Origin of the sequence: Mesorhizobium sp. B2-3-10 (genome assembly GCF_006442275.1) — a bacterium.
In the GTDB taxonomy this organism is placed as follows: domain Bacteria; phylum Pseudomonadota; class Alphaproteobacteria; order Rhizobiales; family Rhizobiaceae; genus Mesorhizobium; species Mesorhizobium australicum.
This window is the reverse complement of the sequence record NZ_VFVT01000002.1, coordinates 1-25,995: the sequence shown is the minus strand read 5'-3', so window position 1 is coordinate 25,995 and position 25,995 is coordinate 1. Positions and strand designations below refer to the sequence as shown.

30 protein-coding genes are annotated in these 25,995 nt (G+C 62.6%); 22 read left to right on the top strand and 8 right to left on the bottom strand.

Annotation, left to right across the window (positions count from 1 at the left end; genetic code table 11):
* Positions 1 to 30: 30 nt before the first annotated feature.
* The 8 genes from mobA (at position 31) to FJ943_RS06580 (ending at position 6,080) form a co-directional block, all read left to right on the top strand.
* Positions 31 to 657, top strand: a complete 627-nt coding sequence (gene mobA, locus FJ943_RS06615) for a molybdenum cofactor guanylyltransferase MobA (protein WP_140720435.1) — start codon at positions 31 to 33, stop codon at positions 655 to 657.
* The gene (gene mobB / locus FJ943_RS06610) at positions 654 to 1,163 is read left to right on the top strand and encodes a molybdopterin-guanine dinucleotide biosynthesis protein B (RefSeq protein ID WP_140720433.1); all 510 of its coding nucleotides are present in this window, start codon (positions 654 to 656) and stop codon (positions 1,161 to 1,163) included. Before mobA ends, mobB begins: the two co-directional genes overlap by 4 nt.
* Before the next feature lie 159 nt (positions 1,164 to 1,322).
* A complete protein-coding gene (locus tag FJ943_RS06605; protein ID WP_015317855.1) occupies positions 1,323 to 2,108 on the top strand; it encodes an ABC transporter substrate-binding protein in 786 nt (261 codons plus the stop codon).
* A gap of 74 nt (positions 2,109 to 2,182) precedes the next feature.
* Positions 2,183 to 2,899, top strand: a complete 717-nt coding sequence (locus FJ943_RS06600; protein ID WP_015317854.1) for an ABC transporter permease — start codon at positions 2,183 to 2,185, stop codon at positions 2,897 to 2,899.
* Positions 2,896 to 3,720 (top strand): ABC transporter permease, encoded by an 825-nt coding sequence (locus tag FJ943_RS06595; protein ID WP_140720432.1) that lies wholly within the window; start codon positions 2,896 to 2,898, stop codon positions 3,718 to 3,720. The genes FJ943_RS06600 and FJ943_RS06595 overlap by 4 nt, the downstream gene beginning before the upstream one ends.
* A 113-nt stretch (positions 3,721 to 3,833) precedes the next feature.
* On the top strand, positions 3,834 to 4,703 hold the full coding sequence (locus tag FJ943_RS06590) for an NAD(P)-dependent oxidoreductase (protein ID WP_140664534.1): 870 nt from the start codon (positions 3,834 to 3,836) through the stop codon (positions 4,701 to 4,703).
* Positions 4,704 to 4,708: 5 nt separating this feature from the next.
* Positions 4,709 to 5,413 carry a DNA alkylation repair protein gene (locus FJ943_RS06585; protein WP_140720430.1) on the top strand — a complete coding sequence of 235 codons (705 nt, stop codon included), beginning with the start codon at positions 4,709 to 4,711 and terminating at the stop codon, positions 5,411 to 5,413.
* 103 nt (positions 5,414 to 5,516) lie between these two features.
* A complete protein-coding gene (locus FJ943_RS06580; protein WP_140720428.1) occupies positions 5,517 to 6,080 on the top strand; it encodes a DUF3299 domain-containing protein in 564 nt (187 codons plus the stop codon).
* Positions 6,081 to 6,089: 9 nt separating this feature from the next.
* Here FJ943_RS06580 and FJ943_RS06575 read toward each other — a convergent pair whose 3' ends face one another.
* From FJ943_RS06575 to FJ943_RS06560, 4 genes are all read right to left on the bottom strand, one after another.
* Positions 6,090 to 6,581 carry an Lrp/AsnC family transcriptional regulator gene (locus tag FJ943_RS06575; RefSeq protein ID WP_015317849.1) on the bottom strand — a complete coding sequence of 164 codons (492 nt, stop codon included), beginning with the start codon at positions 6,579 to 6,581 and terminating at the stop codon, positions 6,090 to 6,092.
* Between the two features lie 108 nt (positions 6,582 to 6,689).
* The gene (locus FJ943_RS06570) at positions 6,690 to 7,364 is read right to left on the bottom strand and encodes a uracil-DNA glycosylase family protein (protein ID WP_140720426.1); all 675 of its coding nucleotides are present in this window, start codon (positions 7,362 to 7,364) and stop codon (positions 6,690 to 6,692) included.
* Positions 7,304 to 7,915 carry a glutathione S-transferase gene (locus FJ943_RS06565; protein WP_140664545.1) on the bottom strand — a complete coding sequence of 204 codons (612 nt, stop codon included), beginning with the start codon at positions 7,913 to 7,915 and terminating at the stop codon, positions 7,304 to 7,306. Before FJ943_RS06565 ends, FJ943_RS06570 begins: the two co-directional genes overlap by 61 nt.
* Positions 7,916 to 7,948: 33 nt before the next feature.
* Positions 7,949 to 8,572, bottom strand: a complete 624-nt coding sequence (locus FJ943_RS06560; protein WP_015317846.1) for a thermonuclease family protein — start codon at positions 8,570 to 8,572, stop codon at positions 7,949 to 7,951.
* Between the two features lie 76 nt (positions 8,573 to 8,648).
* Here FJ943_RS06560 and FJ943_RS06555 point away from each other — a divergent pair, with 76 nt between their 5' ends.
* Entirely contained in the window at positions 8,649 to 10,169 is a 1,521-nt protein-coding gene (locus tag FJ943_RS06555) for a HAMP domain-containing sensor histidine kinase (protein ID WP_015317845.1), read from the top strand.
* 28 nt (positions 10,170 to 10,197) lie between these two features.
* Here the strand turns inward: FJ943_RS06555 and FJ943_RS06550 are convergent, their stop codons facing one another.
* Entirely contained in the window at positions 10,198 to 11,196 is a 999-nt protein-coding gene (locus tag FJ943_RS06550; protein WP_140720424.1) for a nicotinate-nucleotide--dimethylbenzimidazole phosphoribosyltransferase, read from the bottom strand.
* A 197-nt stretch (positions 11,197 to 11,393) separates the two neighbouring features.
* Here FJ943_RS06550 and FJ943_RS06545 point away from each other — a divergent pair, with 197 nt between their 5' ends.
* Together FJ943_RS06545 and FJ943_RS06540 are read left to right on the top strand one after the other, a co-directional pair.
* Positions 11,394 to 11,624 (top strand): DUF1289 domain-containing protein, encoded by a 231-nt coding sequence (locus FJ943_RS06545; protein ID WP_140720422.1) that lies wholly within the window; start codon positions 11,394 to 11,396, stop codon positions 11,622 to 11,624.
* Between the two features lie 37 nt (positions 11,625 to 11,661).
* The gene (locus FJ943_RS06540; protein WP_041163451.1) at positions 11,662 to 12,339 is read left to right on the top strand and encodes a TIGR02281 family clan AA aspartic protease; all 678 of its coding nucleotides are present in this window, start codon (positions 11,662 to 11,664) and stop codon (positions 12,337 to 12,339) included.
* 2 nt (positions 12,340 to 12,341) lie between these two features.
* Here the strand turns inward: FJ943_RS06540 and dusA are convergent, their stop codons facing one another.
* Entirely contained in the window at positions 12,342 to 13,340 is a 999-nt protein-coding gene (gene dusA / locus FJ943_RS06535; protein ID WP_140720420.1) for a tRNA dihydrouridine(20/20a) synthase DusA, read from the bottom strand.
* Between the two features lie 46 nt (positions 13,341 to 13,386).
* Entirely contained in the window at positions 13,387 to 13,524 is a 138-nt protein-coding gene (locus tag FJ943_RS29550) for a hypothetical protein (protein WP_157163660.1), read from the bottom strand.
* Between the two features lie 80 nt (positions 13,525 to 13,604).
* Between FJ943_RS29550 and FJ943_RS06525 the strand changes: the two genes are divergently transcribed.
* From FJ943_RS06525 to FJ943_RS06480, 10 genes are read left to right on the top strand one after another with little or no spacing between them, the layout of a single operon-like run.
* Positions 13,605 to 14,534 carry a heme-binding protein gene (locus FJ943_RS06525; protein ID WP_348642064.1) on the top strand — a complete coding sequence of 310 codons (930 nt, stop codon included), beginning with the start codon at positions 13,605 to 13,607 and terminating at the stop codon, positions 14,532 to 14,534.
* A complete protein-coding gene (locus FJ943_RS06520) occupies positions 14,531 to 16,408 on the top strand; it encodes a methanol/ethanol family PQQ-dependent dehydrogenase (protein ID WP_140720418.1) in 1,878 nt (625 codons plus the stop codon). The genes FJ943_RS06525 and FJ943_RS06520 overlap by 4 nt, the downstream gene beginning before the upstream one ends.
* Positions 16,409 to 16,466: 58 nt before the next feature.
* A complete protein-coding gene (locus FJ943_RS06515; RefSeq protein ID WP_246671833.1) occupies positions 16,467 to 17,258 on the top strand; it encodes a substrate-binding domain-containing protein in 792 nt (263 codons plus the stop codon).
* Positions 17,255 to 17,788 carry a c-type cytochrome gene (locus FJ943_RS06510; protein ID WP_140720414.1) on the top strand — a complete coding sequence of 178 codons (534 nt, stop codon included), beginning with the start codon at positions 17,255 to 17,257 and terminating at the stop codon, positions 17,786 to 17,788. Before FJ943_RS06515 ends, FJ943_RS06510 begins: the two co-directional genes overlap by 4 nt.
* Positions 17,785 to 18,798, top strand: coding sequence for a cytochrome c oxidase subunit II (coxB, locus tag FJ943_RS06505; protein ID WP_015317836.1), 1,014 nt, complete (start codon positions 17,785 to 17,787; stop codon positions 18,796 to 18,798). The genes FJ943_RS06510 and coxB overlap by 4 nt, the downstream gene beginning before the upstream one ends.
* Positions 18,795 to 20,771: a cytochrome c oxidase subunit I gene (ctaD, locus tag FJ943_RS06500; RefSeq protein WP_140720412.1), complete on the top strand. Its 1,977-nt coding sequence runs from the start codon at positions 18,795 to 18,797 to the stop codon at positions 20,769 to 20,771. The genes coxB and ctaD overlap by 4 nt, the downstream gene beginning before the upstream one ends.
* Entirely contained in the window at positions 20,768 to 21,373 is a 606-nt protein-coding gene (locus tag FJ943_RS06495; protein ID WP_140720411.1) for a cytochrome C oxidase subunit III, read from the top strand. The genes ctaD and FJ943_RS06495 overlap by 4 nt, the downstream gene beginning before the upstream one ends.
* Positions 21,373 to 21,714: a hypothetical protein gene (locus FJ943_RS06490; RefSeq protein WP_140720409.1), complete on the top strand. Its 342-nt coding sequence runs from the start codon at positions 21,373 to 21,375 to the stop codon at positions 21,712 to 21,714. The genes FJ943_RS06495 and FJ943_RS06490 overlap by 1 nt, the downstream gene beginning before the upstream one ends.
* On the top strand, positions 21,711 to 22,589 hold the full coding sequence (locus FJ943_RS06485) for a cytochrome c oxidase assembly protein (RefSeq protein ID WP_140720407.1): 879 nt from the start codon (positions 21,711 to 21,713) through the stop codon (positions 22,587 to 22,589). The genes FJ943_RS06490 and FJ943_RS06485 overlap by 4 nt, the downstream gene beginning before the upstream one ends.
* Entirely contained in the window at positions 22,570 to 22,986 is a 417-nt protein-coding gene (locus tag FJ943_RS06480; protein ID WP_140720405.1) for a c-type cytochrome, read from the top strand. The genes FJ943_RS06485 and FJ943_RS06480 overlap by 20 nt, the downstream gene beginning before the upstream one ends.
* A 184-nt stretch (positions 22,987 to 23,170) precedes the next feature.
* Here the strand turns inward: FJ943_RS06480 and FJ943_RS29880 are convergent, their stop codons facing one another.
* Complete coding sequence (locus tag FJ943_RS29880) at positions 23,171 to 23,242, bottom strand: hypothetical protein (RefSeq protein ID WP_246671849.1); 72 nt, start codon at positions 23,240 to 23,242, stop codon at positions 23,171 to 23,173.
* A 977-nt stretch (positions 23,243 to 24,219) separates the two neighbouring features.
* Between FJ943_RS29880 and FJ943_RS06465 the strand changes: the two genes are divergently transcribed.
* Positions 24,220 to 25,995, top strand: a 1,776-nt coding sequence (locus FJ943_RS06465; RefSeq protein WP_224644356.1) for a DUF5801 repeats-in-toxin domain-containing protein, incomplete at its 3' end; no start/stop codon positions are given.

The window sequence follows — 25,995 nt, the reverse complement described above, 5'->3', positions numbered from 1 at the left end:
TTCCCGCGGCTGGCGTACAGGCTGGATAGCATGAAGCGGGATATCGCGGGGATCATCCTGGCAGGTGGCCAGTCGAGGCGGATGGGCGGTGGCGACAAGGCGTTGTTGCCGCTGGGCGGCGGCTGCGTGCTCGACCAGGTGCTGTCGCGATTTGGCCCGCAGCTCGAGACCCTGGCGCTCAGCGCCAATGGCGATCCGGCGCGGTTCGCCCGGTTCGGGCTGCCGGTGCTTGCCGATACCATCGAAGGCTTTGCCGGGCCGCTTGCCGGAATCCTGACCGGCCTGGAATGGGCCGCCGCCGGCACGCCTTGCAGGGCGATCGTCACAGCGGCCGGCGACACGCCTTTCCTGCCGCCGGATCTCGTTGATCGTCTTGCGGCGGCGGCGCATCAACACCCCGGTTCGATCGCCGTCGCCTCTTCGGTGGGCCGGCGGCATCCGACCTTCGCGCTGTGGCCAACCGGATGCCGCGAAGCCTTGCGGCATTTCCTGGTCGATGAGGACAACAGGCGCGTTTCGGCCTTTATCGAACAACACGGCCATGTCGACGTGGAATTCCCTGTCCCGCAATCCGTCGGAATCGATCCTTTCTTCAACATCAATGTGCCGGACGATCTTGCCCAGGCTGAACAGCTGTTGCAGAGCATGTCGCCATGAACAGACGCATCTTCGGCATCACCGGCTGGAAAAACTCCGGCAAGACCACACTGACGGAAAGGCTGGTCGCGGAGCTTGTGCGGCGCGGCTGGAAAGTCTCGACGGTCAAACATGCTCATCATCATTTCGACATCGACAAGCCCGGCGCGGACAGCTTCCGCCACCGGCAGGCGGGTGCTACCGAGGTTGCGATCGTATCGGGCAATCGCTGGGCGCTGATGCACGAATTGCGTGGCGAGCAGGAGCCGCCGCTGGACGCCATCCTGTCGCGGCTCGCCCCCTGCGACATCGTGCTGGTCGAAGGCTACAAGCGCGAATCCCACCGCAAGATCGAAACGAGGCGGCTGGAAGCGAAGGACCGGACGCCGCTTGCGGTGGGTGATCCCAATATTGTCGCCGTCGCCGCGGATTTCGCCATCGCCGACCAGAGCCTGCCGGTGTTCGAGCTCGACGACGCAAAATCCATAGCCGACTTCATCGAGCGTACGACCGGCCTCGTTGCTTGAGAAGTAACGTAACGGTAGAAGCCCATTACCGATTTCGGCGGTTTTGCGGTTGCTTTTTTCTTGGAAAGAGTGGGAGTATCGGCCTAGCGGGCGGTCAAAAAGCACCGCCCCACAGAGCCGTTTCGGAACGACGGCCGGGACCATAAAGAGAGGACTATCATGCGTATTGCACTGCGTATCGCGCTCGCCGCATCGGCTGCGCTGCTGACGCTCGGCGTAGCCCAGGCCCAGGAGAAGACCCTGCGGATCGGCACCGAAGGCGCCTACCCCCCCTTCAACAACCTCACCGCCGATGGCCAGCTTGTCGGCTTCGACATCGACATCGCCAAGGCACTTTGCGATGAGATGAAGGTCAAGTGCACCTTCGTCGCCCAGGATTGGGACGGCATCATCCCCGCACTTCAGGCCGGCAAGTTCGACGCCATCGTGGCCTCGATGTCGATCACGCCGGAGAGGCAGCAGAAGGTCGACTTCTCGCACAAATACTACAACACCCCGTCGGCGATCGCCGTGCCGAAGGATTCGCCGCTCAAGGGAGTGACCAAGGAAGACCTCGCCGGAAAGAATATCGGCGTCGCCACCACCACCACCCATTTCAACTATGCCTCGAAGACCTACACGGACAGCACCATTAAGGGCTATCCGAGCAGCCCCGAGGAACAGGCTGACCTCGCCAATGGCCGTCTCGACGCCATCGAGGACGATATTGTCGTGCTGCAGCAGTTTCTGGATTCGCCTGAAGGCGCCTGCTGCAAGATTCTCGGCCAGCCCTCGCCGCAACCTGTCGAAATTTTCGGACCTGGCGCCGGCATCGCCGTTCGAAAGGGCGATACCGACCTGGTCAACAAGCTGAATTCCGCCATCGACGCCATCCGCGCCAACGGAAAATACAAGGAAATCAACGACAAGTACTTCAAGTTCGACGTCTACGGCGCCGAGTCCTGATCATCATTGCCAAGGCGGCGGGGTTTCCCTGCCGCCTTGTTCATCTCGGGAGCGCCGTGGGGTAAGGCCAGTCAATGCCAGTCCAAAGCATATGGACACTGCTCAGTTGGGGACCGGAGGGCTGGAGTGACGATATTGCCTATGGTGCGTTGGTCACCATCGCGCTCGCGCTTGCAACGCTGCCGATCGGCCTGACGATCGGCTTTTTCGTAGCCTGGGCCAAGCAGTCCGAAGAACCGTCGCTGCGGCTGGCCGCCAACATCTACACCACCATGTTTCGCGGCCTGCCGGAATTGGTGACGCTGTTCCTGTTCTTCTTCGGCATGCCCATCTTGCTGCAATACGTCATCCGCCTCTTCAAGCCCGAGGCAACGATCGATGTCGACAGCTTCATCGCCGGCATGATCGTGCTGTCGCTGATCTTTTCTTCCTACGCCAGCGAGGTATTCCTCTCCGCCTTTCGCGCCATTCCGAAGGGCCAGTATGAAGGCGGCTATGCAATCGGCCTGTCGAAATGGCTTACCATGCGCAAGGTGATCCTGCCGCAGCTGCTGCGCATCGCCTTTCCCGGCCTTGAGAATTGCTGGCTGAGCCTGCTCAAGGACACCGCCCTCGTCTCGGTCGTCAACCTCGCTGAAACCCTGCGCAATGCCGGCGTGGCGGCACGTGTCACCAAGCATTCCTTCCTGTTCTACAGCGTCGCCGCACTGGTTTTCCTCGTCCTGGCGATCCTGTCGTCGATCGCGACCGGGTTCATCTTGCGCTCGCTGGGGCGGAGGGAGGCACGATGAGCGTCACGGAAGCGATCTCGGTCGACCGCCCGCCGCCGCGGGCACGCGGCTGGCCGCGCACCCGCATCGTCGGTTACGCACTCGTCGGCCTCTGGATCCTCTTCGGCCTCGGTATCCTCGCCTATCTCGTCTACGCCTGGAATGGCGAGTTCTTTGCCAGGTATGTACCCGCCTATCTGCAGGGGCTGTGGACCACGCTGTCGCTCGTGGCGATCTCGATGGTGGCCGGCGCGATCTTTTCGCTGCCCGTCACCTATGGCCGCATGTCGAAGAACCGGTTCTTGTCCGGCCTTGCCTATTGCTATGTCTATTTCTTCCGCGGCACACCGCTGCTCGTCCAAGTCTACCTCGTTTACTATGGCTTGGGCTCTTTCCGGCTGCAGCTCGAGTCCATCGGGCTGTGGTGGTTCTTCCGCGAGGCCTTCAACTGCGGCGTGTTTGCCTTTGCGCTCAACACCGCGGCCTACCAGGCCGAAATCCTCCGCGGCGCCATCGAGAGTGTTCCCAGGGGCCAATGGGAAGGCGCTGCCTCGCTCGGCCTCCACAAGCTGCAGACGCTGCGCAAGGTCATCCTGCCGCAGGCGTTCATCGTGGCCTTGCGGCCCTACGGCAATGAACTGGTTCTAATGATCAAGGCCTCGGCGATCGTCGCCATCATCACGGTCTATGACCTGATGGGGAATGCGAAGCTTGCCTACGCCAAATCCTTCGATTTCCAAGCCTATGTCTGGGTCGCCATCGTCTATCTGGTGATGGTCGAAATCCTGCGCCATGGCGTCGAATGGATCGAGCGCAGGATTACGATCCACCTCAATCGCTGAGCCGTTCCTGATCGGCCTGTGCCAGTCGATGCCGCAGCGCGCGCCTTGACGAATTCGTCGCATGGCCTAGAGCTTCCACAGCTGAAATCTCTTTTCCGTCGGAAGGACAAGGCATGGCATCGGTGGCATTTCTCGGTCTTGGCGTCATGGGCTATCCCATGGCCGGACACCTGAAGAACAAGGGTGGCCACGACGTGACCGTCTACAACCGCACCCAAGCCAAAGCTGAGCAGTGGGTCGCCCAACATGGCGGCGGCTTTGCCGCGACGCCGGCCCAGGCCGCCGAGGGCAAGGATTTCGTTTTTTCCTGCGTCGGCAACGATGACGACTTGCGCTCGGTGACTACAGGCCCCGCGGGCGCCTTCAAGGCGATGAAGAAAGGCTCGGTCTTCATCGACAACACCACGGCTTCGGCTGAAGTCGCGCGCGAACTGGCCGAAGCCGCGCAATCGGGCGGCTTCTCATTTCTCGACGCGCCCGTCTCCGGTGGCCAGGCCGGCGCCGAGAACGGCGTGCTGACCGTGATGGTCGGCGGCGATGAGGCCGCCTTCGACAGGGCCAGGCCAGTTATCGACGCTTTTGCCCGCATGGTTGGACTGATGGGATCGGCGGGCGCCGGGCAGCTCACCAAGATGATCAACCAGATCTGTATCGCCGGGCTGGTGCAGGGGCTTTCGGAAGGCATCCATTTCGGCAAGAAGGCAGGTCTCGACATTGAGAAGGTCATCGAGGTGATTTCCAAGGGCGCGGCCGGTTCCTGGCAGATGGAAAACCGGCACAAGACCATGAATGCCGGCAAATATGACTTCGGTTTCGCCGTCGACTGGATGCGCAAGGATCTCGGCATCTGCCTTGAAGAGGCCGATCGCAATGGCGCCAGGCTGCCGGTGACCGCGCTGGTCGACCAGTTCTACAAGGACGTGCAGGCGATGGGCGGCAAGCGCTGGGACACGTCCTCGCTGCTGGCGCGGCTGGAGAAGTAGGCGCAGTGTCCCTGCCCGTTCCAGGCTGGACCGCGCAGGACATCGTCGCTCATCTGCATTCGATCGGAACCGAGGAAGTCCGCGCCGGCATGGGGCGGTTCGGTATCAACACCGCGACCGCGCTCGGTGTCGCCAATGCGGATTTGCGGCCTTTGGCGCGCAAGCTGAAACGCAACCATGAGCGATCCCTGGCGCTGTGGGACAGCGGCGTTCGCGAAGCACGGCTGATGGCGGCCTTCACCGGCGAGCCGAAAAAGATCACCATCGGAGAGTGCCGCCGCTGGGCCGGCGATTTCGATTCCTGGGAGATCGTCGACACCGTCTCGGATCTGTTCGTGGATACGCTGTTCTGGCGCCAGCTGGTCGAGGAGTTTGCCGCCGACGAGCGCGAATTCGTTCGCCGCACGGCCTTCGCGATGCTGGCATGGGCGTCAGTGCATTTGAAAAAGGAACCGGACGCGACGTTTCTGTCCTACCTGCCGCTAGTCGAGGCTCATTCCCTCGACGAGCGCAATTTCGTCAGGAAAGCGGTCAACTGGGCGCTGCGGCAAATCGGCAAACGGTCGGCGGGTTTGCATGGCCCTGCCCTTGCCCTGGCGCAGGAACTTGCCAACTCCGCGAACAGGACGGCGCGCTGGATCGGCAAGGATGCGGTGAAAGAACTCTCGCATGCCAAAACCCACGAACGTCTCGCCACCAGAAAGACCTGACAAGGCGGGGATTGCCGCAGCCGGTTCTCGCCGACATGTGACGCGGCTCGAGCATTGACGCCACCGACAGCGGCGTCTTTACTCGCCCGCAAAGGATGCGACCATGAACCATTTCAAAGCGATCCTGGCGCTTGCGGCCGCGCTTGCACTCTCCACCGCGGGCGCTTCGGCCGAGACCACGCACATCTTCTGGAAGGATCTGCGCCCGGCGACGCAGGCCATCGCCGAAGACGCCGGCTTGCCGATGATCGCGGCGAAACTGCCGGATCATGGCGAGACACTCTCAGTCGCCCTGCACGACAAGACCATACAATTAGCCGGCTATGCATTGCCGGTCGATCGCGACGGAGATCTCGTTTATCAGTTCCTGCTGGTGCCATGGACGGGTGCGTGCAGCCACATGCCGACGCCTCCGCCCAACCAGATCGTGCTGGTCACACCAGCCCGTCCCTACAAAATGTCCGAGGCCTACCAGTCGGTTGCCGTCACCGGCGCCCTGAACCCGGACATGGAGAAGAGCCAGCTGTTCATTCTCGACGGCGTCAGCGTCATCCAGTCCGGCTACACCGTGCGCAAGGCAGATGTCGTGGGCGTCGACACGGTTCCGGACTCTGTTGTGTTGCCGGTGAACTCGCCCTGGAGCTTCCTCAACAAGAAGAAGAATTGAACGGCGGGCTCAGGCTGCGTTCGCGCCCGACTCCTTGTCCAGCAGCATATAGTCGAGCGGGATTTCCGTCGTGTACTTGATCTGCTCCATGGCGAAGGACGACGACACGTCCCGGATCTCGATCTTGGCGATCAGCCGTTTGTAGAAGGCGTCGTAGGCGGCGATGTCGGGCACCACGACGCGCAAGAGGTAATCGACGTCGCCACTCATGCGATAGAATTCGACCACCTCGGGAAATTCCTGGATAACCTCGGAAAACCGGCGCAGCCATTCATGACTATGCGAATTGGTGCGGATCGACACGAAGACGGTGACCCGCACATTGACCTTCTCGTGGTCGAGAATGGCGACGCGCCGTTTGATGACGCCCTCCTCCTCCAGCTTCTGGATGCGTCGCCAGCACGGCGTGGTCGAGAGGCCGACTTTCTTGGCGACGTCGGCGACCGCGAGCGTCGCGTCCTCCTGCAGCAGGCGGAGAATTTTTCGGTCGAGGCGATCCATCGGAGGCTCCTGGTGGAATAGTTTCGCTATATTCCCTTTTATTTGGGCCATTCACAAGAAAAAAATTCTGCCGCTTGCGTCGAAAGCGAGTGTTTTCTTGCTCAATGCCTAACCGAGGCGATAGCGGATTTCCGAGCGCAGGAAAGGCAGCAAATCCATTTCAAACCACGGATTCTGCTTCAACCAGCCTGTGTTGCGCCAGGATGGATGTGGCAGCGGCAGCACTTTGGGGCCGACGGAATTCTCCCAGATGGCGCGCCAGTCCATCACCGTTTCCGTCAGCGAGGCGCGCCGCGCCGCGCCCATATGCCAGGTCTGCGCGTAGATGCCGATCGTCAGCACCAGGTCGATCCTCGGCATCAGCGCCATCAAGGGCGCCCGCCAGGCCGGGGCGCATTCGCGCCTCGGCGGCAGGTCGCCGCCCTTGGCGTCCTGTCCCGGAAAGCAGAAGCCCATCGGCACGATGGCAAATTTCTCGATGTCGTAGAATTCGTCGCTTGTCACATCAAGCCAAGTCCGCAAACGGTCGCCCGAAGCATCGGTGAAGGGCATGCCCGACAGATGCACCTTGGTTCCGGGTGCTTGGCTGGCGATCAGGATGCGGGCGCTGGAAGAGGGTCGTAGCACCGGACGCGGCTCATGCGGCAGCGGCTTGCCGATGGGATTGTCCGCGCAGATGCGGCAAGCGCGGACCGTCGTGGCGAAGCTGTCCAGTTCCACGCTCAAGCAGCGGCACTCGGCCGGCTGGAGATTGCCTGATGCCAACGCGACACATTGGTGCATTCCTCTGGCACCTTGATGCGTGCCGGCTTCATGAAGTCGATTGCGATCAGCCCTGTGATGTCGGCAATGGAATAGCTGTCGCCGGCGACGAATTCACGGCTGCCGAGTTCAGCATCGAGCAGCATGAGAAACTCCACCGCCTTCGGCTTGTTGGCCTCACCCCATTCGGGGACCTGCGGAATTTCCCATTCCTTCATGGCGGGATGGACATGGCGGAAAGCCTGCGTGACGCTGCTGAGCAGGTTGAATTCCATTCGCCTCTGCCACATCTCGACCTGCGCCTTGCCAAGCGCGCCGTTTCCGAACAATGCCGGCTCGGGATGGAGTTCCTCGAAATAGCGGCAGATGGCGACGGATTCGGTGAGGATGGTGCCATCATCGAGTTCCAGCACCGGCAGGCGCCGCAGCGGGTTGCGCGAGCTTATTGGCTGCTGCTTGTGTTCCAGCGCGCCCATGTCAACGGGCACCAACGGAACCGCGATCCCCTTCTCGGCGAGAAAAACCCGAACCCGCCGAGGGTTGGGTGCCCGGCCGCCGTCGAACAGCTTCATTTCGATCCTCCTCTTCCTTCCGCCAGACACGCTTCACCAGAAGCGAAAGATCTCGCGCGCCGCGTCGCCGATCGACGCCAGTGTGCCATGTTTTCGCTCGACGACCTCGCCGTGATGACTGTCGCGCCAGTCCTGTGGCAGGTCGAACGTGCCCGCCCAGATGCCAACCCTGGCCGCGCGGGCCGTCGCTTCCTCGCCTTCGAAAGCGCCGTAGGCAACGGCCCAGCCGGCCTCGACTTGGGCGCGGTTTAGGTCGGTGCCGCCGGCCTTGCAGTCGCCGAGCAACCGGCCATAGCGGTCGCGCTGCCAGCCGCTGCAGGTGACCGGCCTGCCTGCGATCAGCCGCACCAGCGACTGGCGCGCCAGCGTGCCACAGGCATAATCGGCGCCGTTCTTGTGGCAAGTCTGGGTGTATTCCGGGGCGTCGATGCCGCGCATGCGGATGCGCTCGGTGCCGAGCGTGATCGAATCGCCGTCATTGATGATGGCTATACCTTGCGTCTTGCGTGTCTCCACTCGATCGAGACGCGCCGCAAGCAGGATCAGCAGCCCCAGAATGATGACGGTCAGCCCGTAATCCAGCAGCTTTCGCCACGGACTTCTCGGGCGCGCTGCCGCGTACCTCGGGCGCGACCTTGGCGACCACGAACGGCTCATATGGCAAACGGTTGGTTAATCATTCGAACGTAGCTTAACACCTTGAAATCGCTGCGCGCATAAATTGAAGCTTTTGATGCCCTTGCAACGCTCGAACACGGCGGACAAGTTCATTGTGGACCGCAGGAAACGGCATCGCAACAGCGATGTCGCGCGCGCGGTGCGCAAGACGCGCGACCGTCTTTCGCAGCAGGCCGGCAATCTCGATTTCGACCGCGAGCTGCTGAAGCTCCATGCCCAGGCGATGACCAGCGGTGCCGTCGTCATCCCGATGCTCGTCCTGGCGATCGCCGCGGCCGGTCGTCTGGCCGGTGTCGGCAATGAGATCGGGCTCTGGGCGTTGTTTACGCTGACCTCTTATACGATCGTCGTTTTCATGGCGCGGCGCATCGAGCGCACGGAAGCTTCCGAACTTAACGCCTTGCAAACGCGAAGGGAATTCCTGGTCGGCCATTTCCTTTGTGGTCTGGGCTGGGCCTGGTTCGTCTGGCTGGGCTGCGGGGCCTGCGAGGTCGACCAGTTCCAGGCGGTCAAGGCGGTGGTGCTGCTGTTTGCCATGGCAGGGACGGCGCTCATGGCCTCGTCCCTGGGCGGAGCACTGCTGGCGACCTTCGCGGTTCCAGTGGCGCTCTACGCCTATGCCGCGACCAAGTCGTGGATGCCGGTCGAGGCCATCATGGCCGCGTTGCTTGTCCTGTCGCTGCCTTTCTTCGCCTATATTGCCAGTCACCTCAATCGCTTCTCCCTGCTGCTGTTGTCGTTCCGCTCCGAAAAGGACGCGCTGATCGCCGAAGTGGAGACGGCGAAGTCGATGTCGGACGAGGCGCGGCGGCGGGCTGAGGACGCCAACCTGGCAAAATCGCGTTTCCTCGCTTCGATGAGCCACGAATTGCGCACGCCGCTCAACGCCATTCTCGGCTTTTCCGAGGTGATGGCGAACGAAGTCCTCGGGCCGATGAGCAATCCCACCTATCGTGACTACGCCCACGACGTGCATGACTCAGGCCAGCATCTGCTCGACCTGATCAACGAGATCCTCGACCTATCGCGCATCGAGGCCGGCCGCTACCAGCTCAACGAGGAGCCGGTCATGTTGCTCAACATCGTCGAGGATTGCTGCCACATGATGGAGTTGAAGGCGCGCAACAAGGACATCCGCGTCATCCAGGATTTCGAACAGACATTGCCGCGGCTGTTCGCCGACGAGCGCGCCGTGCGCCAGATCACGCTCAACCTTCTGTCCAATGCCATCAAGTTCACCGCCACCGGCGGCGAAATCCGCGTCCGGGTCGGCTGGACGGCGGGCGGCGGACAATACATTTCGATCAAGGACAACGGTCCGGGCATTCCCGAGGACGAGATTCCGGTCGTGCTTTCAGCCTTCGGCCAGGGTTCGATCGCCATCAAGAGCGCCGAGCAAGGCACCGGGCTTGGCCTGCCGATCGTCCAAGGGCTGCTCGCCATGCATGGCGGCGAGTTCGAGCTTCATTCCAAGCTGCGCGAAGGCACCGAGGCGATCGCTATTTTCCCGCTGAGCCGGGTGATGGAAGAACTGCCGGCGCTGCCGACCGCGGCGGTGGCCGCGCGACGGCGGTAAGGACCCCGTAAACGCTGGTGCTGCGTGGTCAACCCCGCACAGCCGCCGCCATGCCCGAACTGGTCAGTGCCGCCGCCTTGACCAGCCCAGCCGCCAGAGCGGCTCCCGCCCCTTCGCCGTGGCCGATCCCCAGATCGAGCAGCGGACGCAGCCCGAGGTGCTCGGCCGCCCTTGCATGCGCGAACTCCGGCGACAGGCTGGCGAGAAGACAATGATCAAGGGCTGCGGGGTTCGCTGCATGCAGCACCGCCGCGGCTGCCGTTGCCGCGAATCCATCGAGCAGTACCGGTATTCGCTGCGTCCGCGCGGCAAGGATTGCGCCGGCTATCGCCGCGAACTCGCGGCCGCCCACCCGGCGCAGCGCCTCAAGCGGATCTTCTAGATGGCGGCCGTGAAAGGCCAGCGCCGCATCGACCACCTCTGCCTTGCGAGCCCGCATCGCCGCGTCGGCACCGGATCCCGGGCCAACCCAGTCGGCACCCCTGCCCCCCAAAAGCGCGGCGAGCAGGGCGGCGGCGACGGTGGAATTGCCGACACCGAGATCGCCGAGGCAAAGCAGGTCGGTGCCGCCGGCAATCGCCTCCATGCCGAAGGCCATGGTGGCGGCGCAACCGCGCTCATCGAGCGCCGCGTCCTCGGTGATGTCGCCGGTCGGGATGTGCAGGGCAAGATCGAACACTTTCAGACCGAGGTCGTTGGCAATGCAGATCTGGTTGATCGCCGCACCGCCGGCCGCGCAAAGCTCGACCGCGTTAGCGGTCGCCGCCACGGGCCTCGGCGAAATGCCTTGCCTGGCAACGCCATGGTTGCCGGCAAAGACAGCCATCAGGGGCCTGGTCACGGCAGGCGGAGCGCGACCGCTCCAGGCTGCGAGCCATGCGGCGATGTCCTCGACGCGACCAAGCGAATTCTCAGGCTTGTCGGCCTTGGCAAACAGTGTGCGCACGCGCGCTTCAGCTTTGAGGTCGGCCAATGGCAGATTGCCGAGCAGGTCGCGGAAATCGTCGAAAGGCAGTGCACTGGTCATGTCGCGAACAATCGTTGCTGGAGCAGAGGAGCGGAATAGCTGTCTTGCGTGACCGGCACAACCTCCTCGATCGTCCTTCCTGATTTGCCGCAAAGGCAGCCACGGAAGGCGCGATCGGGAGGGCTTGCATTGGCTTTGCCGTTGCACCATGTGGAGATGAAAGAGCGGATTCCGAACGGGTCCCTCGAGAGAAAGTCATGACGGCCATCGAATCTCCCTGCATCCTGGTCTGTTCGATCGATATGAAAACCGGCTTCTGCTTCGGTTGCGGCCGCACGCGCGAGGAGATCGGCGCCTGGATAGGGATGACGCCCGAGACGCGCCGCAGCGTGATGGCCGAACTGCCAGCCCGGCTCGAAACCGTCGAGCGCCGGCCGCGCCGGGAAACGCGCCGCACCCGCATGGCACGCGAACGCGACGCACCCTAGCGAGGGACGAGTGAGCAGCCGGCTGTTCTGGGTTGTGATGGCGGTGATCGGTGTAGGGGCAGCCCTGCTCATGCTCAACGATTCCGCCGGCAGCACGTTCGGCGTCGAGAATTACGATTTTGGCCGGCTGATCTGGCTTGGGGCTTTCGGCGCCCTTATCGGCGCCGGCTTGCTGCGGTCCGCTCCGCTGGGAGTAATGGCCCGCAATCTCGGCGCCTGGGCGGCTATCGTGCTCGCGCTGATCGCCGGCTATCAATATCGCTACGAGCTGCAGGACGTCGCCAGCCGGGTGACCGCCGGCCTTGTTCCCGGCAGCCCGCTGGCGCTCGGTGTCGAAGACGGCCACGCCACCGTGACCTTGGACAAGGCCGACAATGGCCATTTCGAAGCGCGCATCCTGGTCAACGGCAACCCGGTTCGCGCCGTTGTCGACACCGGCGCCACCAGCACGGTTCTGACTTCGGAGGACGCCCAGGCCGCAGGCTTCAATCCCGCGGCGCTCAACTACACGATACCGGTTTCGACCGCCAATGGCATGGCGCGCGCCGCGGCGGTCAAAACCGACGAACTGGCGATCGGCGGCATCGTGCGCAAGGATATGCCGGTGATGATCGCCGCCCCCGGCATGCTGAGCCAAAGCCTGCTCGGCATGAACTTCATCGGTTCGCTGTCGGGCTTCGACGTGCGCGGCGACCGGATGATCCTCAGGGACTGAGCTCAGGCCGCTTCGGCGGTCGCTCCACCGAGTTCGACAGCCGCGAAAGCAGTCTTCAGCACGTCAGCCCCGGCCCCGGGTCGGGTTGCGTCGGTGGACAGGATCTGACGATAGCGGCGCGCGCCGGGCAGCCCATGAAACAGCCCGACCATATGGCGGGTGACATGGCCGAGCCGGCCGCCCTGTTCGATATGGCGCGCCGCATACTCCGCCATAGCATCGATCAGTGCCGCGAAATCGAACGCTTCCGACCGTGCACCGTAGAAGGCGGCGTCAACGCCGGCCAGAATGCCTGGTGTGTGGTACGCGGCGCGGCCGAGCATGGCTCCGTCGACATGATCGAGATGCAGCCGCACCTCGCCAAGAGACTGAATACCGCCATTGATACCTATGAATTTGCTTTGTTTTCCAGCCTTCAACCGATAAACCCTGTTATAGTCTAGCGGCGGGATGTCGCGATTTTCCCTGGGGCTCAGCCCTTCCAGCCAGGCCTTGCGAGCATGCACCCACAAGGCATCGGCGCCGGCATCGAAAACCCCATTCGCCAGCGCATCGAGCGCCGGCTCCGGATCCTGTTCGTCGACGCCGATGCGGCACTTGACCGTGACTGGCACCGTCACCGCCGCCTTCATCGCCGCGATGCAGGTTGCGACGAGGTCGGGTACTTTCATCAGGCAAGCGCCGAACGTGCCCGACTGGACGCGGTCGGACGGGCAGCCGACATTGAGATTGATCTCGTCATAACCAAAGGCTTCGCCAACGCGCGCCGCTTCGGCAAGTTTTGCCGGATCGGAGCCGCCAAGTTGCAGGGCGACGGGATGTTCCACCTCATCGAAGCCAAGCAGCCGCTCGCGCGCGCCGTGGATAACCGCGTCGGCCACAACCATTTCGGTATAAAGCAGCGCATGTGTCGTCATCTGGCGATGGAAGAACCGGCAATGGCGGTCCGTCCAGTCCATCATGGGTGCAATAGCCAGTCTATATTGTTGATTTTTCAGCATTTTCTTTAACATTCAAAACGCTAGACCCTGCCGAGTGCACACGAATTTACGCCAAGTCGATCATGGTGAGACGCTGACAAAGTCCCGTATAGCGCGCCTGAAGCCCTTCGGCGAATTCATCGACCTTCATATCGACGACATGTGCGATGTAGGCAAGTCCCTCTCCGATCTGTGTCGTAAGCACATGAGTTGTCCGGATTAGGTAGCAGATGAGTTGTCCGGGTTTATCGCCCGCCAAAAGAGGCTTGGGATGACACGGACAGCATGGCTGAGCACCAGCCTCCAAATCCAACTGCACGAATTTTTCCAAAGCAGGAACATAGAAGCATTGTGCGAGTTAGGCACGGACGCCTGCTCGCGTTCCACGATCTGCCAGGGTTCTCTTTGATGTTCGAACGAATGCCCAAGACAATGTATCGCTGTCAGCTTTTCGTATCTGCCTTTGGTTTGTTGTTGCTGATGGGCGACCTGCTCCACGATGACAGGGCCATGGCGCAGCAGGCTTGTCCGGCCGATCACGATAGGCTGCTTACAGTCCTCAAAGCCAATGTGAAGGCAAGCGGCGGACCAGCGAATGGCGGCTTTGAAACCAACGAATGGGGCGCGATCGTTGCCCGCGATGGCACTGTCTGCGCGATTGCGTTCAGCGGCCCCGCAGTCGATTCGCAATGGCCGGGCAGTCGGCTCATCGCAGCGGAGAAAGCCAACACCGCCAACGGTCTCAGCCTGGCTCAAATGGCCCTGTCGACGGCCAATCTCTACGCCGGCGTGCAACCGGGTGGGCCGCTGTTCGGGCTGCAGGCGACCAACCCCGTCAACCAAACCGCGGCTTATGCGGGCGATCCCAAAACCTTCGGCAGCGCCAACGATCCGTTGGTCGGCAAGCCTATCGGCGGCGTCGTCGTGTTTGGCGGGGGCTTGGCCCTTTACGACGGCAAAACGATCGTCGGCGCGCTTGGCGTCAGTGGCGATTCCTCTTGCGCCGACCACAATGTCGCCTGGCGCGTTCGCGCGGCTCTCGGCCTCGACAAGGTCCCGGCAGGCGTCAATCCCAACCGCAAGGATGCCATCATCTATGATCTCGATCCCGGCGGAAAAAGCGCCTCCGGCTGGGGTCACCCGCTATGCTCGGGCACCGAGGCCGACATCGCAGCGGAAATCGGTTCAGGCGTCGGAGGCGCGACACCGAAATGAAGCAAGCAGCGCGGTGTGCAACACCCTGCGTCGACGCGGTACGCACGAACCGCCCGGCGGCAGCTAGAAAACGTCTCCAGAGCTTCCTTGCGGGGTTGCTGCTGGCTTGCACTCCTCTGCTGACGGGCGCTTCCGAAGCTCCGCCACCGTCAGCGATCTCGCCGCCGGCTTCCGCCGCACCGCGCGACGATGGGCAATGGACGATGCCGGCCAAGAACTACGCGTCGACCCGCTACAGTGAGCTCACGGAAATCAACGAAGGCAATGTCAAGAACCTGCAGGTGGCCTTCACCTTCTCCACCGGGGTCAACAAAGGCCAGGAAGCGGCGCCGCTGGTCGTCGGCGGCACTATGTACATCGTGACCCCCTTCCCCAACATGGTCTACGCGCTCGACCTCACCAAGCCAGGCGCGCCGATGAAATGGAAGTTCGAACCCAATCCCGAACCCGCGGCGCAAGGGGTTGCCTGTTGCGACGTCGTGAATCGCGGCGCGGCTTTCGCGGACGGGCGCATCTTCTTCAACACACTGGACGGTCACACCATCGCACTCGATGCGAACACCGGCCAGCCGATCTGGAACTCCCATATCGGCAACATCAACATAGGCGAGACCATCACCATGGCGCCGTTGGTAGTGAAAGGCAAAGTGCTGGTCGGCAATTCAGGCGGCGAGATGGGCGTCCGCGGCTGGGTCAAGGCGCTTGACGCCGGCGACGGTCATGTCGTCTGGACGGCCTACGGCACCGGACCGGACAAGGACGTGCTAATCGGCCCCGATTTCAAGCCGCATTACGACATGGACAAGGGCAAGGACCTTGGCGTCACGACATGGCCGCCGGAAGCCTGGAAAATCGGCGGCGGCAACATGTGGGGCTGGATTTCCTACGACCCGGATCTCAACCTGATCTTCCACGGCACCGGCAACCCCGGACCGTGGAACCCGGATCTGCGGCCCGGCGACAACAAATGGACGTCAGGGATTTTCGCCCGCGACCCTGATACCGGAGCGGCGAAATGGTTCTACCAGTGGAGCCCGCATGACCTCCATGACTATGACGGGATCAATGAGCAGGTCCTGCTCGACATGAACTGGCAGGGCAAGCCGCGTAAGGTGCTGGTCCGGCCCGAGCGCAACGGCTATCTCTACATTCTCGACCGGACCACCGGCGAAGTGCTGTCCGCGAAGCCCTACGGCCCCGTCAATTCCAGCAAGGGTGTCGACCTCAACAGCGGCCGTCTGGTCGAAAATCCGGACAAGAAGACCGGTACCGGCAAGGTCGTCCGCGACATCTGCCCGACCGCATCGGGGCTCAAGGACTGGCAGCCTTCCGCCTTTTCGCCGAAGACCGGGCTGCTCTACATCCCGCATAACAATCTGTGCATGGACGAAGAAGGCGTCGAGGTGAATTACATTGCCGGCACGCCCTATGTCGGCATGAACGTACGCATGATCCCCGGGCCCGGCGGAAACCGGGGCGCCTTCACCGCCTGGGACATCGCCGCGGAGAAGCCCGCCTGGAGCCTCAAGGAGAACTTCCCGGTGTGGAGCGGCGCGGTCGTGACCGCCGGCGATGTCGTCTTCTACGGAACCATGGAGGGTTGGTTCAAGGCGGTCAGCGCCAAGACCGGCGAGTTGCTTTGGCAATTCAAGACGTCGTCCGGCATCATTGGCCAGCCCATCACATATCGCGGCCCCGACGGACACCAATATGTGGCGATCCTGTCGGGTGTAGGCGGCTGGGCCGGCGCCATCGTGTCCGGCGATCTCGATCCGCGCGACGCCACCGCTGCCCTCGGTTTCGTCAACGCGATGAAGGATCTCAAGGACGCGACAACGGCGGGAGGCACGCTCTATGTGTTCCGGCTCCCCTGAGGCACTCGAGCGGCCCTCGCGCCAGGTGCGAAAGGCGCTCCAGCGGATGGCAACCGGCATGGCCGCCCTCGCCTTGCTGCTCTTGCCGGCGACAGCGAATGTGCGTGAACTGAGGGTCTGCGCCGACCCGAACAACATGCCCTTCTCCAACGCCGCCGGTCAGGGCTTCGAGAACAGGATCGCTGAGATCGTGGCCGCCGATCTCGGCGCCAAACTGATCTACACTTGGTGGGCACAGCGCCGGGGCTTCGTGCGCAACACGCTGAAGGCCGGCCTTTGCGATCTCGTGCCCGGCACGCCGGCCAATCTCGAAATGCTGCGCACCACCACCCCCTATTATCGGTCGTCCTATGTTTTCGTCACCCGCCAGGACGGTCCGGATGTGGCATCCTTCAACGATCCGCGGCTGCGCGCTATGCGGATCGGCGTGCAACTCATCGGCGACGACGGGGCCAATTCGCCTCCCGTCCAGGCGCTCGGCCGCCGCGGCATCGTCGGGCATCTCGTCGGCTATCCCGTCTATGGCGACTACTCCGCACCCAACCCTCCGGCGCGCATCGTCGAAGCAGTGGCGACCGGAGACATCGATCTTGCCGTCGTCTGGGGCCCGCTCGCCGGCTACTTCGCCGCCAAGCAGAAAGTGCCTCTCCGCGTCACGCCCGTCACGCCTCGCATCGACGGGCCGCAATTGCCCATGATCTACGACATCTCGATGGGCGTTCGGCGCGAGGACGATGCGCTGCGTGGCGATGTGAACAGCGCGCTGGCCAGGCACAAGGCCGAGATCGACGCATTGCTGTCGCAATATGGCGTGCCGCGCCTCGATGGCCCGGGGAGCCCAGTGCGATGAAGCACGGTGCCGCCATGCTCTTGTTTACGGCCCTAGCGCTTACGGCATGCCAGCGCGAGGAGCGTGACACGCGCCCGCAATCCTCGCTCGGATCGGGTGAGCAGCCGGCGCCTGTGACCACATTGGAACCCGGTGGACAGCGGCCTTCGGCCAGCGACAACAAGGCAGCCAGCTTCGAGGCCAATGCCTTCCACCTCAGCGAGGGCAAGCGCCTGTTCAGCTGGTTCAACTGTTCGGGCTGTCATGCCAATGGCGGCGGCGGCATGGGGCCGGCCTTGATGGACCAGAAATGGCTTTACGGCAGTTCGATCGAAAGCATCCACGCCACCATCCGCGATGGGCGGCCAAAGGGCATGCCGAGCTTCCGCGACAAGATACCCGATGACCAGATTTGGGAGCTTGCCGCCTTCGTTCGCTCGCTGAGTGGCAACGCACCCTCGTCCGCCGCGCCGCAACGCAATGACGACATGATGCCGCATCCGTCGGAAAACCGCATGCCAGATGCAGCCACGCTGGGGAAATCACCGTGAAGCGCCTTGCGTCGACCGGGTTCGGCACGGCCTGCGTCTTGTTTCTGCAGGGATGCGCGGGATGGCAATCAGCGCTCGACCCGAAAGGGCCAGCTGCCAGTGAGCTGGCATGGCTCATCTGGTTTTTCACCGCGCTTTGCGCGGTGATCTGGGTCCTGGTGATGATCGCTCTTGCCACACCGTTGATGATGCGGTCGCGGGACGGCGCCGAGCCGCTCGTGCTCGACGCCGGCGCCGACCATCGAAAGTTGCGCGTTGTCGTGATCGCCGTCGGGCTGACCGCAGTGATCGTGGTCGGACTGACCTTGCTGAGCTTCTTCGCCAACAGGACACTTGCGGCGATCGGCTCCGACGCCGCGCTCACCATTCGCGTCACGGGCCACCAATGGTGGTGGGAAGTCCGCTACGAAGACGCCACGCCGAGCCGCATCCTGACCACGGCGAACGAGATCCACATCCCCGCCGGGGAGCCCGTACGGCTTCTGCTGACATCGACGGACGTGATCCATTCCTTCTGGGTGCCGAGCCTTTCCGGCAAGCTCGACCTCATCCCCGGCCATATCAATGTGCTCGACATCAAGGCCGACAAGCCTGGCGTATATCGCGGCCAGTGCGCCGAGTTCTGCGGTGCGCAGCATGCGAACATGGGTACCTTCATCATCGCTGAGCCGAAGGAAAAGTTCGACGCTTGGTGGAACGACCAGTTGCAGCCGTCTGGCCCTCCGGCGAGCGACGAGGCCAAGGCTGGCGAGGACCTGTTCCTCAAGCGTCCCTGCGTGATGTGCCACAGGATCGGGGGCACTCCAGCGGGAGGAACCGTCGCGCCGGATCTGACGCATATTGCCAGCCGGCGCACGCTCGCCGCCGGCACGTTGACGATGAGCCGAGGCAATATCGCTGCCTGGATAGCGGACCCCCAAGGCGTGAAGCCCGGTTCCCACATGCCTGTGGTGGAGCTCAACGGCGACGAACTCAACGCCATCGTCGCCTACCTCGAGGGTCTGAAATGAGCAGCGCGGATCTGATCAGCGAACGCGACCTGCCGCCGAAACGCGAGACCGCCACCAAGGGCGACCTGGCTCCCGAGCATGACGGACCGCGCGATACTGGCATGGACGATGCCAGCCTGCACCACTGGCTCACGCGGGCATGGCGCACGCCGCCCGGCATCATCGGAGCATTGTCGGCCGTCGACCACAAGGTCATCGCAAGGCGCTATCTGATCACGGCCTTCATCTTCCTGTGCCTTGGCGGGCTGAACGCGGTCGCCATGCGAATCCAACTCTCCGGGCCGCAGCGCGGGCTGATCGGGCCGGACCTCTACAACCAGCTGTTCACGATGCATGGCGTCACCATGATGTTCCTGTTCGCTGTGCCCATCGTTCAGGCAACGGGAATCTATCTGGTGCCGCTGATGGTCGGCACCCGTAACATCGCCTTCCCGCGGCTCAATGCATTCGGCTACTGGATCTACGTCTCGGGCGGGGCCTTTGCCTGGATCTCATTCCTCCTCAACATGGCGCCGGACGTCGGCTGGTTCGCCTATGTGCCCCTATCCGGACCGGAATTCTCTCCTGGCAAGCGCGCTGACGTCTGGGCGCAAATGATCACCTATACCGAAGTGTCGTCGCTTGCGGTCGCCGTCGCCACCATCGTCACCGTGTTCAAGCAACGCGCGCCCGGCATGTCGCTGGACAAGATACCGCTTTATGTGTGGGCACTGCTGGTCACTTCCTTCGTCGTCGTCTTCGCGATGCCGGCGGTCATGATCACCTCGACCTTCCTCATTCTCGACCGGCTTGTCGGAACCCACATTTTCAACCCCGCGGAGGGCGGCGACGCCCTGCTGTTTCAGCATCTGTTCTGGTTCTTCGGTCATCCCGAGGTCTACATCATCTTCCTGCCGGCGACGGGCATGGTCTCCTCCATCATTCCCGCTTTTGCCCGGCGACCGACGTTCGGCCATTTAGGGCTGGTCCTGTCGCTGATCGCGGTGGGTTTCCTGTCGTTCGGCCTCTGGGTGCATCATATGTTTGCAACCGGATTGCCGAAGCTCGGGGCGAGCTTCTTCACGGCGTCCAGCATGCTGATCGCCATCCCCAATGGCGTGCAGATCTTCTGCTGGCTGGCGACCTTGTGGGATGGCAGACCGGTGATCCGCACGCCGCTGCTGTTCGTCTTCGGCTTCTTCTTCATCTTCGTCATCGGCGGGCTAACCGGCGTCATGCTCGCCTCGGTGCCGCTCGACCTTCAGGTGCACGACACCTACTTCGTCGTCGCCCACTTCCACTATGTGCTGATCGGCGGATCGGTATTCCCGCTGCTGGGCGCGGCCTATTTCTGGTTCCCCAAGATCACCGGGCGCATGATGAGCGAACGTCTCGGACGCTGGCATTTCGGGCTGGCCTTCATCGGCTTCAACGCGGCCTTCTTCCCGATGCATCTCGTGGGCCTGTGGGGCATGCCGCGCAGGGTCTATACCTATCCGGCGGAGCTTGGCTGGGCCAACATCAACCTGTTCATCAGCGCCGGCGCGGTGCTGTTCTTCCTGAGTTTCGTGCTGTTCACCTTCAACCTGATACATGGCGCATTGAAAGGGGCTCCGGCCGGCGATAACCCCTGGGATGCCGGCACCCTGGAATGGGCCACGTCGTCCCCGCCTCCAAGTTACAATTTCTCGCGCATTCCGATCGTGACGAATGTCGAGCCGCTGTGGGCCGAACGAGAGGCGCTTCCCGTCGCAACTGGACTCCGCGTCGATGTCCGCGAGTTGCTCATCTCGACGGTGGCGGAGGCCTACCCCGACATCCGCGAGAAATCGGCGACGCCGTCGATCTGGCCGCTGCTGGCGGCGATCGCCGTGGGCGGCACGTTCCTCTACTCGATCTTCACGCCGTGGGCGATCGTCTGGGGTGCCATGCCGATCGCGCTCACGCTGCTCGGCTGGTTCTGGCCCAAGGGCGATCCGGAGGACGAGGAATGAACCAGCGGCCCGTCACCGACCTTTCCGCCCTCCCTACGTTTGGCCATGGTCCGCGCAGCCCAACCTGGTGGGGCACGCTCGGCTTCATGGCATTGGAAGGGACGGGCTTCGCGCTGGCGGCCGGCGCCTATCTCTATCTGGCGATGTCATGGCCCAACTGGCGTCTGAGCGCCCCGGAACCTAACCATTGGCCGGGAACGATCGTCACCCTGTTGCTGATCGCCAGCCTGGTGCCAAACCACATCCTCAATCGCTACGCCGAGCATTGCGCAATGGTACCGGTGCGGATCGGCATGGTCGTGATGTCGCTGTTCGGTGTCGCCCCGCTCGTGGTGCGCTGGTTCGAGTTCCCGGCATTGAATATCTATTGGGACACAAACGCCTATGGCTCGATGCTTTGGGTGTTGCTTGGACTGCACACCACGCATCTGATCACCGACGTGGGCGACACGATCGTGCTGACGGTGCTGATGTTCACACGCCATGGCTATAGCGGCCGGCGCTTCGGCGATGTGGGCGACAACGTCTTTTACTGGGATTTCGTGGTGCTCACCTGGATCCCGATCTACCTGCTTATCTACTGGGTACCGAGGCTAGGCTGATGCGCGCGCTGCGGTTGGGAATGTCCTGGGGTGGTCTTTTGTCGGGGCCTTTGGCTTGGGCAATCTCGACGCAGCTGAACTACGCGCTTGTTCCGTGGCAGTGCAATCGCCAGGTTCCGGTCGTGCTTCCGATCGCATTGCTGCTGGCCTTCCTTTCACTTCTCGGCGGCATGCTTTCTTGGCGGGCACGGCGGCAAGGGGGCGCGGCTTTCAAGCCGGAGCGCACGCGCGGCACCGAGAAATTCGTCGCCGATCTCGGCATTCTTGCGGCTTTGCTTTTTGCCCTCGTCATCGTCATGCAGGGCAGCGCCGCACTCATTCTCGACGAGTGCCTGCGATGAGCTTCGAGGCCTTCTTCTCAACCTCGATCTGCTATGGCGCCGGCGCGCCCGAAGCGGGATGGACGCTTGCGTTTCCCATCACGCTCCCTTTGGCCGCAATCGCGCTCATCTATGCGCTCGGAGCGAGCCGGCTATGGCGCCGCAGCAGCCGGGGCCGCTCCGAGCGGACGCGGCAAGTTCTGTTGTTCACCGCCGGCTGGGGCGTGCTGACCGGAGCGCTGGTCAGCCCGATCCATGCGCTTGGCGAACGGGTGTTTGCCGCCCACATGATCGAGCATGAACTGCTGATGGCGGTAGCGGCGCCACTCCTTGTCGCCGCCTGCCCCGGCGCAGCCCTGATATGGGCATTGCCGACCGGACTTCGCCGAGGGACGGGAAGGCTCACGCACGGCAGGACTCTTCGTGCGATCTGGACCGTTGCCAGCCGCCCCCTCAACGCAACCGCCATCCACGGCATCGCGATCTGGATCTGGCACGTTCCCGTCCTGTTCGAGGCAGCGCTTCAGCAGGGCGTGCTGCACTACGCCCAGCATGCGAGCTTCCTCGGCACAGCCCTGCTGTTCTGGTGGGGGATTCTGCCGCGTTCCGGCCGCCAGCAGGCCTATGGCAGCGCGGTCATGCATCTCTTCTTCACGTCACTGCACACTGGTCTGCTCGGCGTGCTGCTGCTGTTGTCGCCCAGACTCTGGTACCCGCAGAATGCCGCCCGCGCGGCGCTCTGGGGTCTAACCCCGATCGAGGACCAGCAGCTCGCCGGACTGCTGATGTGGGTTCCGGCTGGCCTGATCTATGGCGGAGCCGCCTTGCTGCTTGCCGGCCTTTGGATAAGCAAGAGCGGAATCAGGGAGGCAAGCCATGCGCTCCGGCCTGGCTAGGATGGTGGGCAGCGCGCTCGCCGCGATCCTGCTGCTGACCGCGGCAGTCGCCGCAGCGACCTTGTGGTCCGACCGGCGCGATCGTGTTCGCCACGAATCGGACATGGCGACCGGCGGCTTGGAAGCGCGCGCCATTCCGATCATGATCGCGAACGGCTGCTCCGGATGCCATACGATCCCCGGCGTGCCGGGGGCACAAGGCCAGGTTGGTCCGCGCCTCGATTCCAGCCTTGCCGACCGGGTCTTTATCGCCGGCATACTGGCGAACAATCCGGAGAACCTGATCCGCTGGATACGAGCGGCCAGGGAGATCAATCCGCACACGGCAATGCCGTCGACGGGGATCACAGAGCAGCAGGCGCGTGATATCGCTGCCTACCTCTACGCCCTGAGATGATCAGCCCTCGCCGCCGCGCCGGGACCACAGGCCGCGGCCGGGGTCGTAGCCGACCACTGCCGCCAGGAAAAACACGACGAGGCAGGCGAGAACGACAAGGGCGGAAACGGGATCGAAGCGCAGATAGAGCGTGAAGCGTATCAGTTCGACCGCCGAACTGAACGGCCCTCGAGCGACAGCGCCTTCATGGACCGATCACCACTCCCCAGGGACCGCGTCCCACCGGCACCGACTTCACCACCTCCTCATTCTCCAGATCGATGAACGAGATGTCGCCGGAATTGCCATTGGCACCGCCAGCGTCTTGGCATCCACTTCGGCCACCCGGTTGGCCGGACCGAGCGCGACATAGGCAGTGGCGCCGTCGCGTGCCATTTCGATGTCGACCGCCTGGACGCCCTCGCTGCGGATGCCGGGGACCTCGAACTCGACCTTGCCGGTCTCTGCACGAGACGTGGTGTCGAGACGGTCACCGTCCCGCGACCAACAGAAGCAGCAGGATCGAGAGCGCCAGTTTCATTGATGGAGAGGTTGGGCGAGAATAGGAGTTCATCGACGACCTGAGGGTCGGCCACGTCGACTTCGCCTCTTCGCCCGAAGGCCGTCAACTGGCGACGGAAGAACCGGCAATACCGATCCGTCCAATCCATCATAGGTGCAGTTAGCGAATTTTGCTTCCAGCATGTTTGATTTTAGTTGCTCTCTGCCGAGGCTGGTCAGTGTTGATCACCGAACAGCGTGCAAAGCCTGTAATCTACTGCATTCTCTTTGCATTTCAAACACTTGGCAGGCGAGAATTGCCGCGATTCACGGCTGTTCGATGCTCGTTTGAATCGGTTTAGATTCATATTAATTTCAAAAATGCAATAGGCATATTGAATTATCCACAAATTGGAGTAGCTTTTTAGCTATTGCTAATAAAAGGAGGACGGCATGCACATCCGTGCGTGCCAAGGGAGGGGGGTCATCATCATGGCCTATTTATTGCCTGATAGCATCCGCCGGCTGCGGATGATCCACGCGCGCAGGACACGTCCGCGCGGGAACGCCTGACCGGGGCATGAGCGAAGGGCTTGGAACGCCCTCGACGCCCTACCCCCGATCCATTCCACCACTCCACTTTCTTTAACGAGGACGCGTAGCGCCGGCCGTACCGGCGGATGCGCGCCCATGCGGCCGGTTGCCGGCGTTGGGGCCGATTTCCGCCTGCCGCAATAACCAGGGAGAATTCCGATGGCACTCGACATCCTCGCCCAAGACATCATCATCGACGAAACGACCGGCCTCCAAGACAATGATATCAACCCGGCCGTTGCGCCGTACAGCACCAACACGACGCTGCAATATCTCGAGACTCTCGGTTCTCCGCTCGAAACCGCATTCCAGGCTAACTTCGTGCGGGCCACGGCGAGCGCCGGAGAAACCATCAACTCGATCGTTCTTACGCAAAACGCTTCCGGCACGCCGTTCTCCACCACGGTTGGCGTGAACAGCAACCTTCAGACTGACGACGGAAAATATATATGGCTGTTCCAGGACGCAACGCATGCGAACGTCGTGATCGGTGTCATCGGCACCTCTGATCCGTCTGCCGCGCCCGTTGCGAATGGCCCCCTCGCCTTCTCGTTTGGTCTGGACTCCACGAGCGCCACAAACGCGGACCTTTACTTAGTCGAGTATGTGCCGTTGCACCATCCGGACGCGACCAACCCGGACGACCGCATCGATCTAACCGATAAGGTGTTCGCATCGGTCGCCGGAACCTCGGTGGTTAATTTCTCGGGCCAGAACGCGGCTCCCGGCAATCATGATTTCTATGTGATCGATTCGGGAAGCGACGCTACGAAGCAGATTTTGGTGACAGGTTTCCTCGGGGCGGCCAATGCCACCGCCAACGTCAGTACACAAGGCTTCGGCGTCAATAACCAGAGCATCAATCCGGCTGAGGCGTTGCAGGTCGATTTCGTGACTGGCGGCACCTTGGCCGCGGGTACCGCTTCGCAGATACAGTACGGCGGCCACCTCGAGAACATTACGCAGGCCGGGTTTACGATCAACCAGATCACGCCTTCCAATCCGAGTTTGCGGGTGGACATCAAAATCAGCACCGTCAATGTCACGGGCAACGAGCAAGGCTTGAACTTTTATGACGGCAGCCCCACCACCCCCGCGCCCATCGCCAGCCTTACGCTGACCGGCACATCCGGGTTTGCGTCGCCGATCACCGCTAATGGCACCTATGCCACGGGAAGCGGCAACGTCACCGTCAGCGGCATGGGCACAGGCACCGTAACCATCACCGGCCTCGACAACGTCACCACCGTCAACATCACCACGAGCAATCCCATGGATCGGCTGACGGTTACGGGGGTCGATGCAAACGAAGGCTGTGACATCACCGAGTTCCATTTCACGGCGCAAAACACCAATGGCCATACCGAGGAGGTCGGCTCTTTCATCAACTTTGACGATGACGGGCCGAGCATATCGACGACCGGCACCGAGCCGACGCTAACCGTCGACGAGACGGTTCTTGGGACCGACGACACCAAGAGCTTTGCCGCCAACTTCAGCCCGGTCTACGGCGCCGACGGCGCCGGAGCGGTCACCTATGCGCTCGCCGTCACGGCCGGCTCGACCGGGTTGATCGACACTGCGACCAACCAGGAGGTCGTGCTGTCGGTCACTGCCGGCGGCGTCGTCGAGGGCCGCACCTCCGGCACCAGCGACCTCGTCTTCACGGTATCCGTCGACGCCAGCGGCAACGTCACCCTCGACCAGATACGTGCCTTGGTCCACTCGAACCCCAACGACCCCAATGACAATGCCACGCTTTCCGCCGACAACCTGGTCAAGCTCACCGCAACCGTTACCGACAAGGACGGTGACCACCAGTCGGCAACGCTCAACATCGGCCAGAACCTCAACTTCCACGATGACGGGCCGAGCATATCGACGACCGGCACCGAGCCGACGCTAACCGTCGACGAGACGGTTCTTGGGACCGAC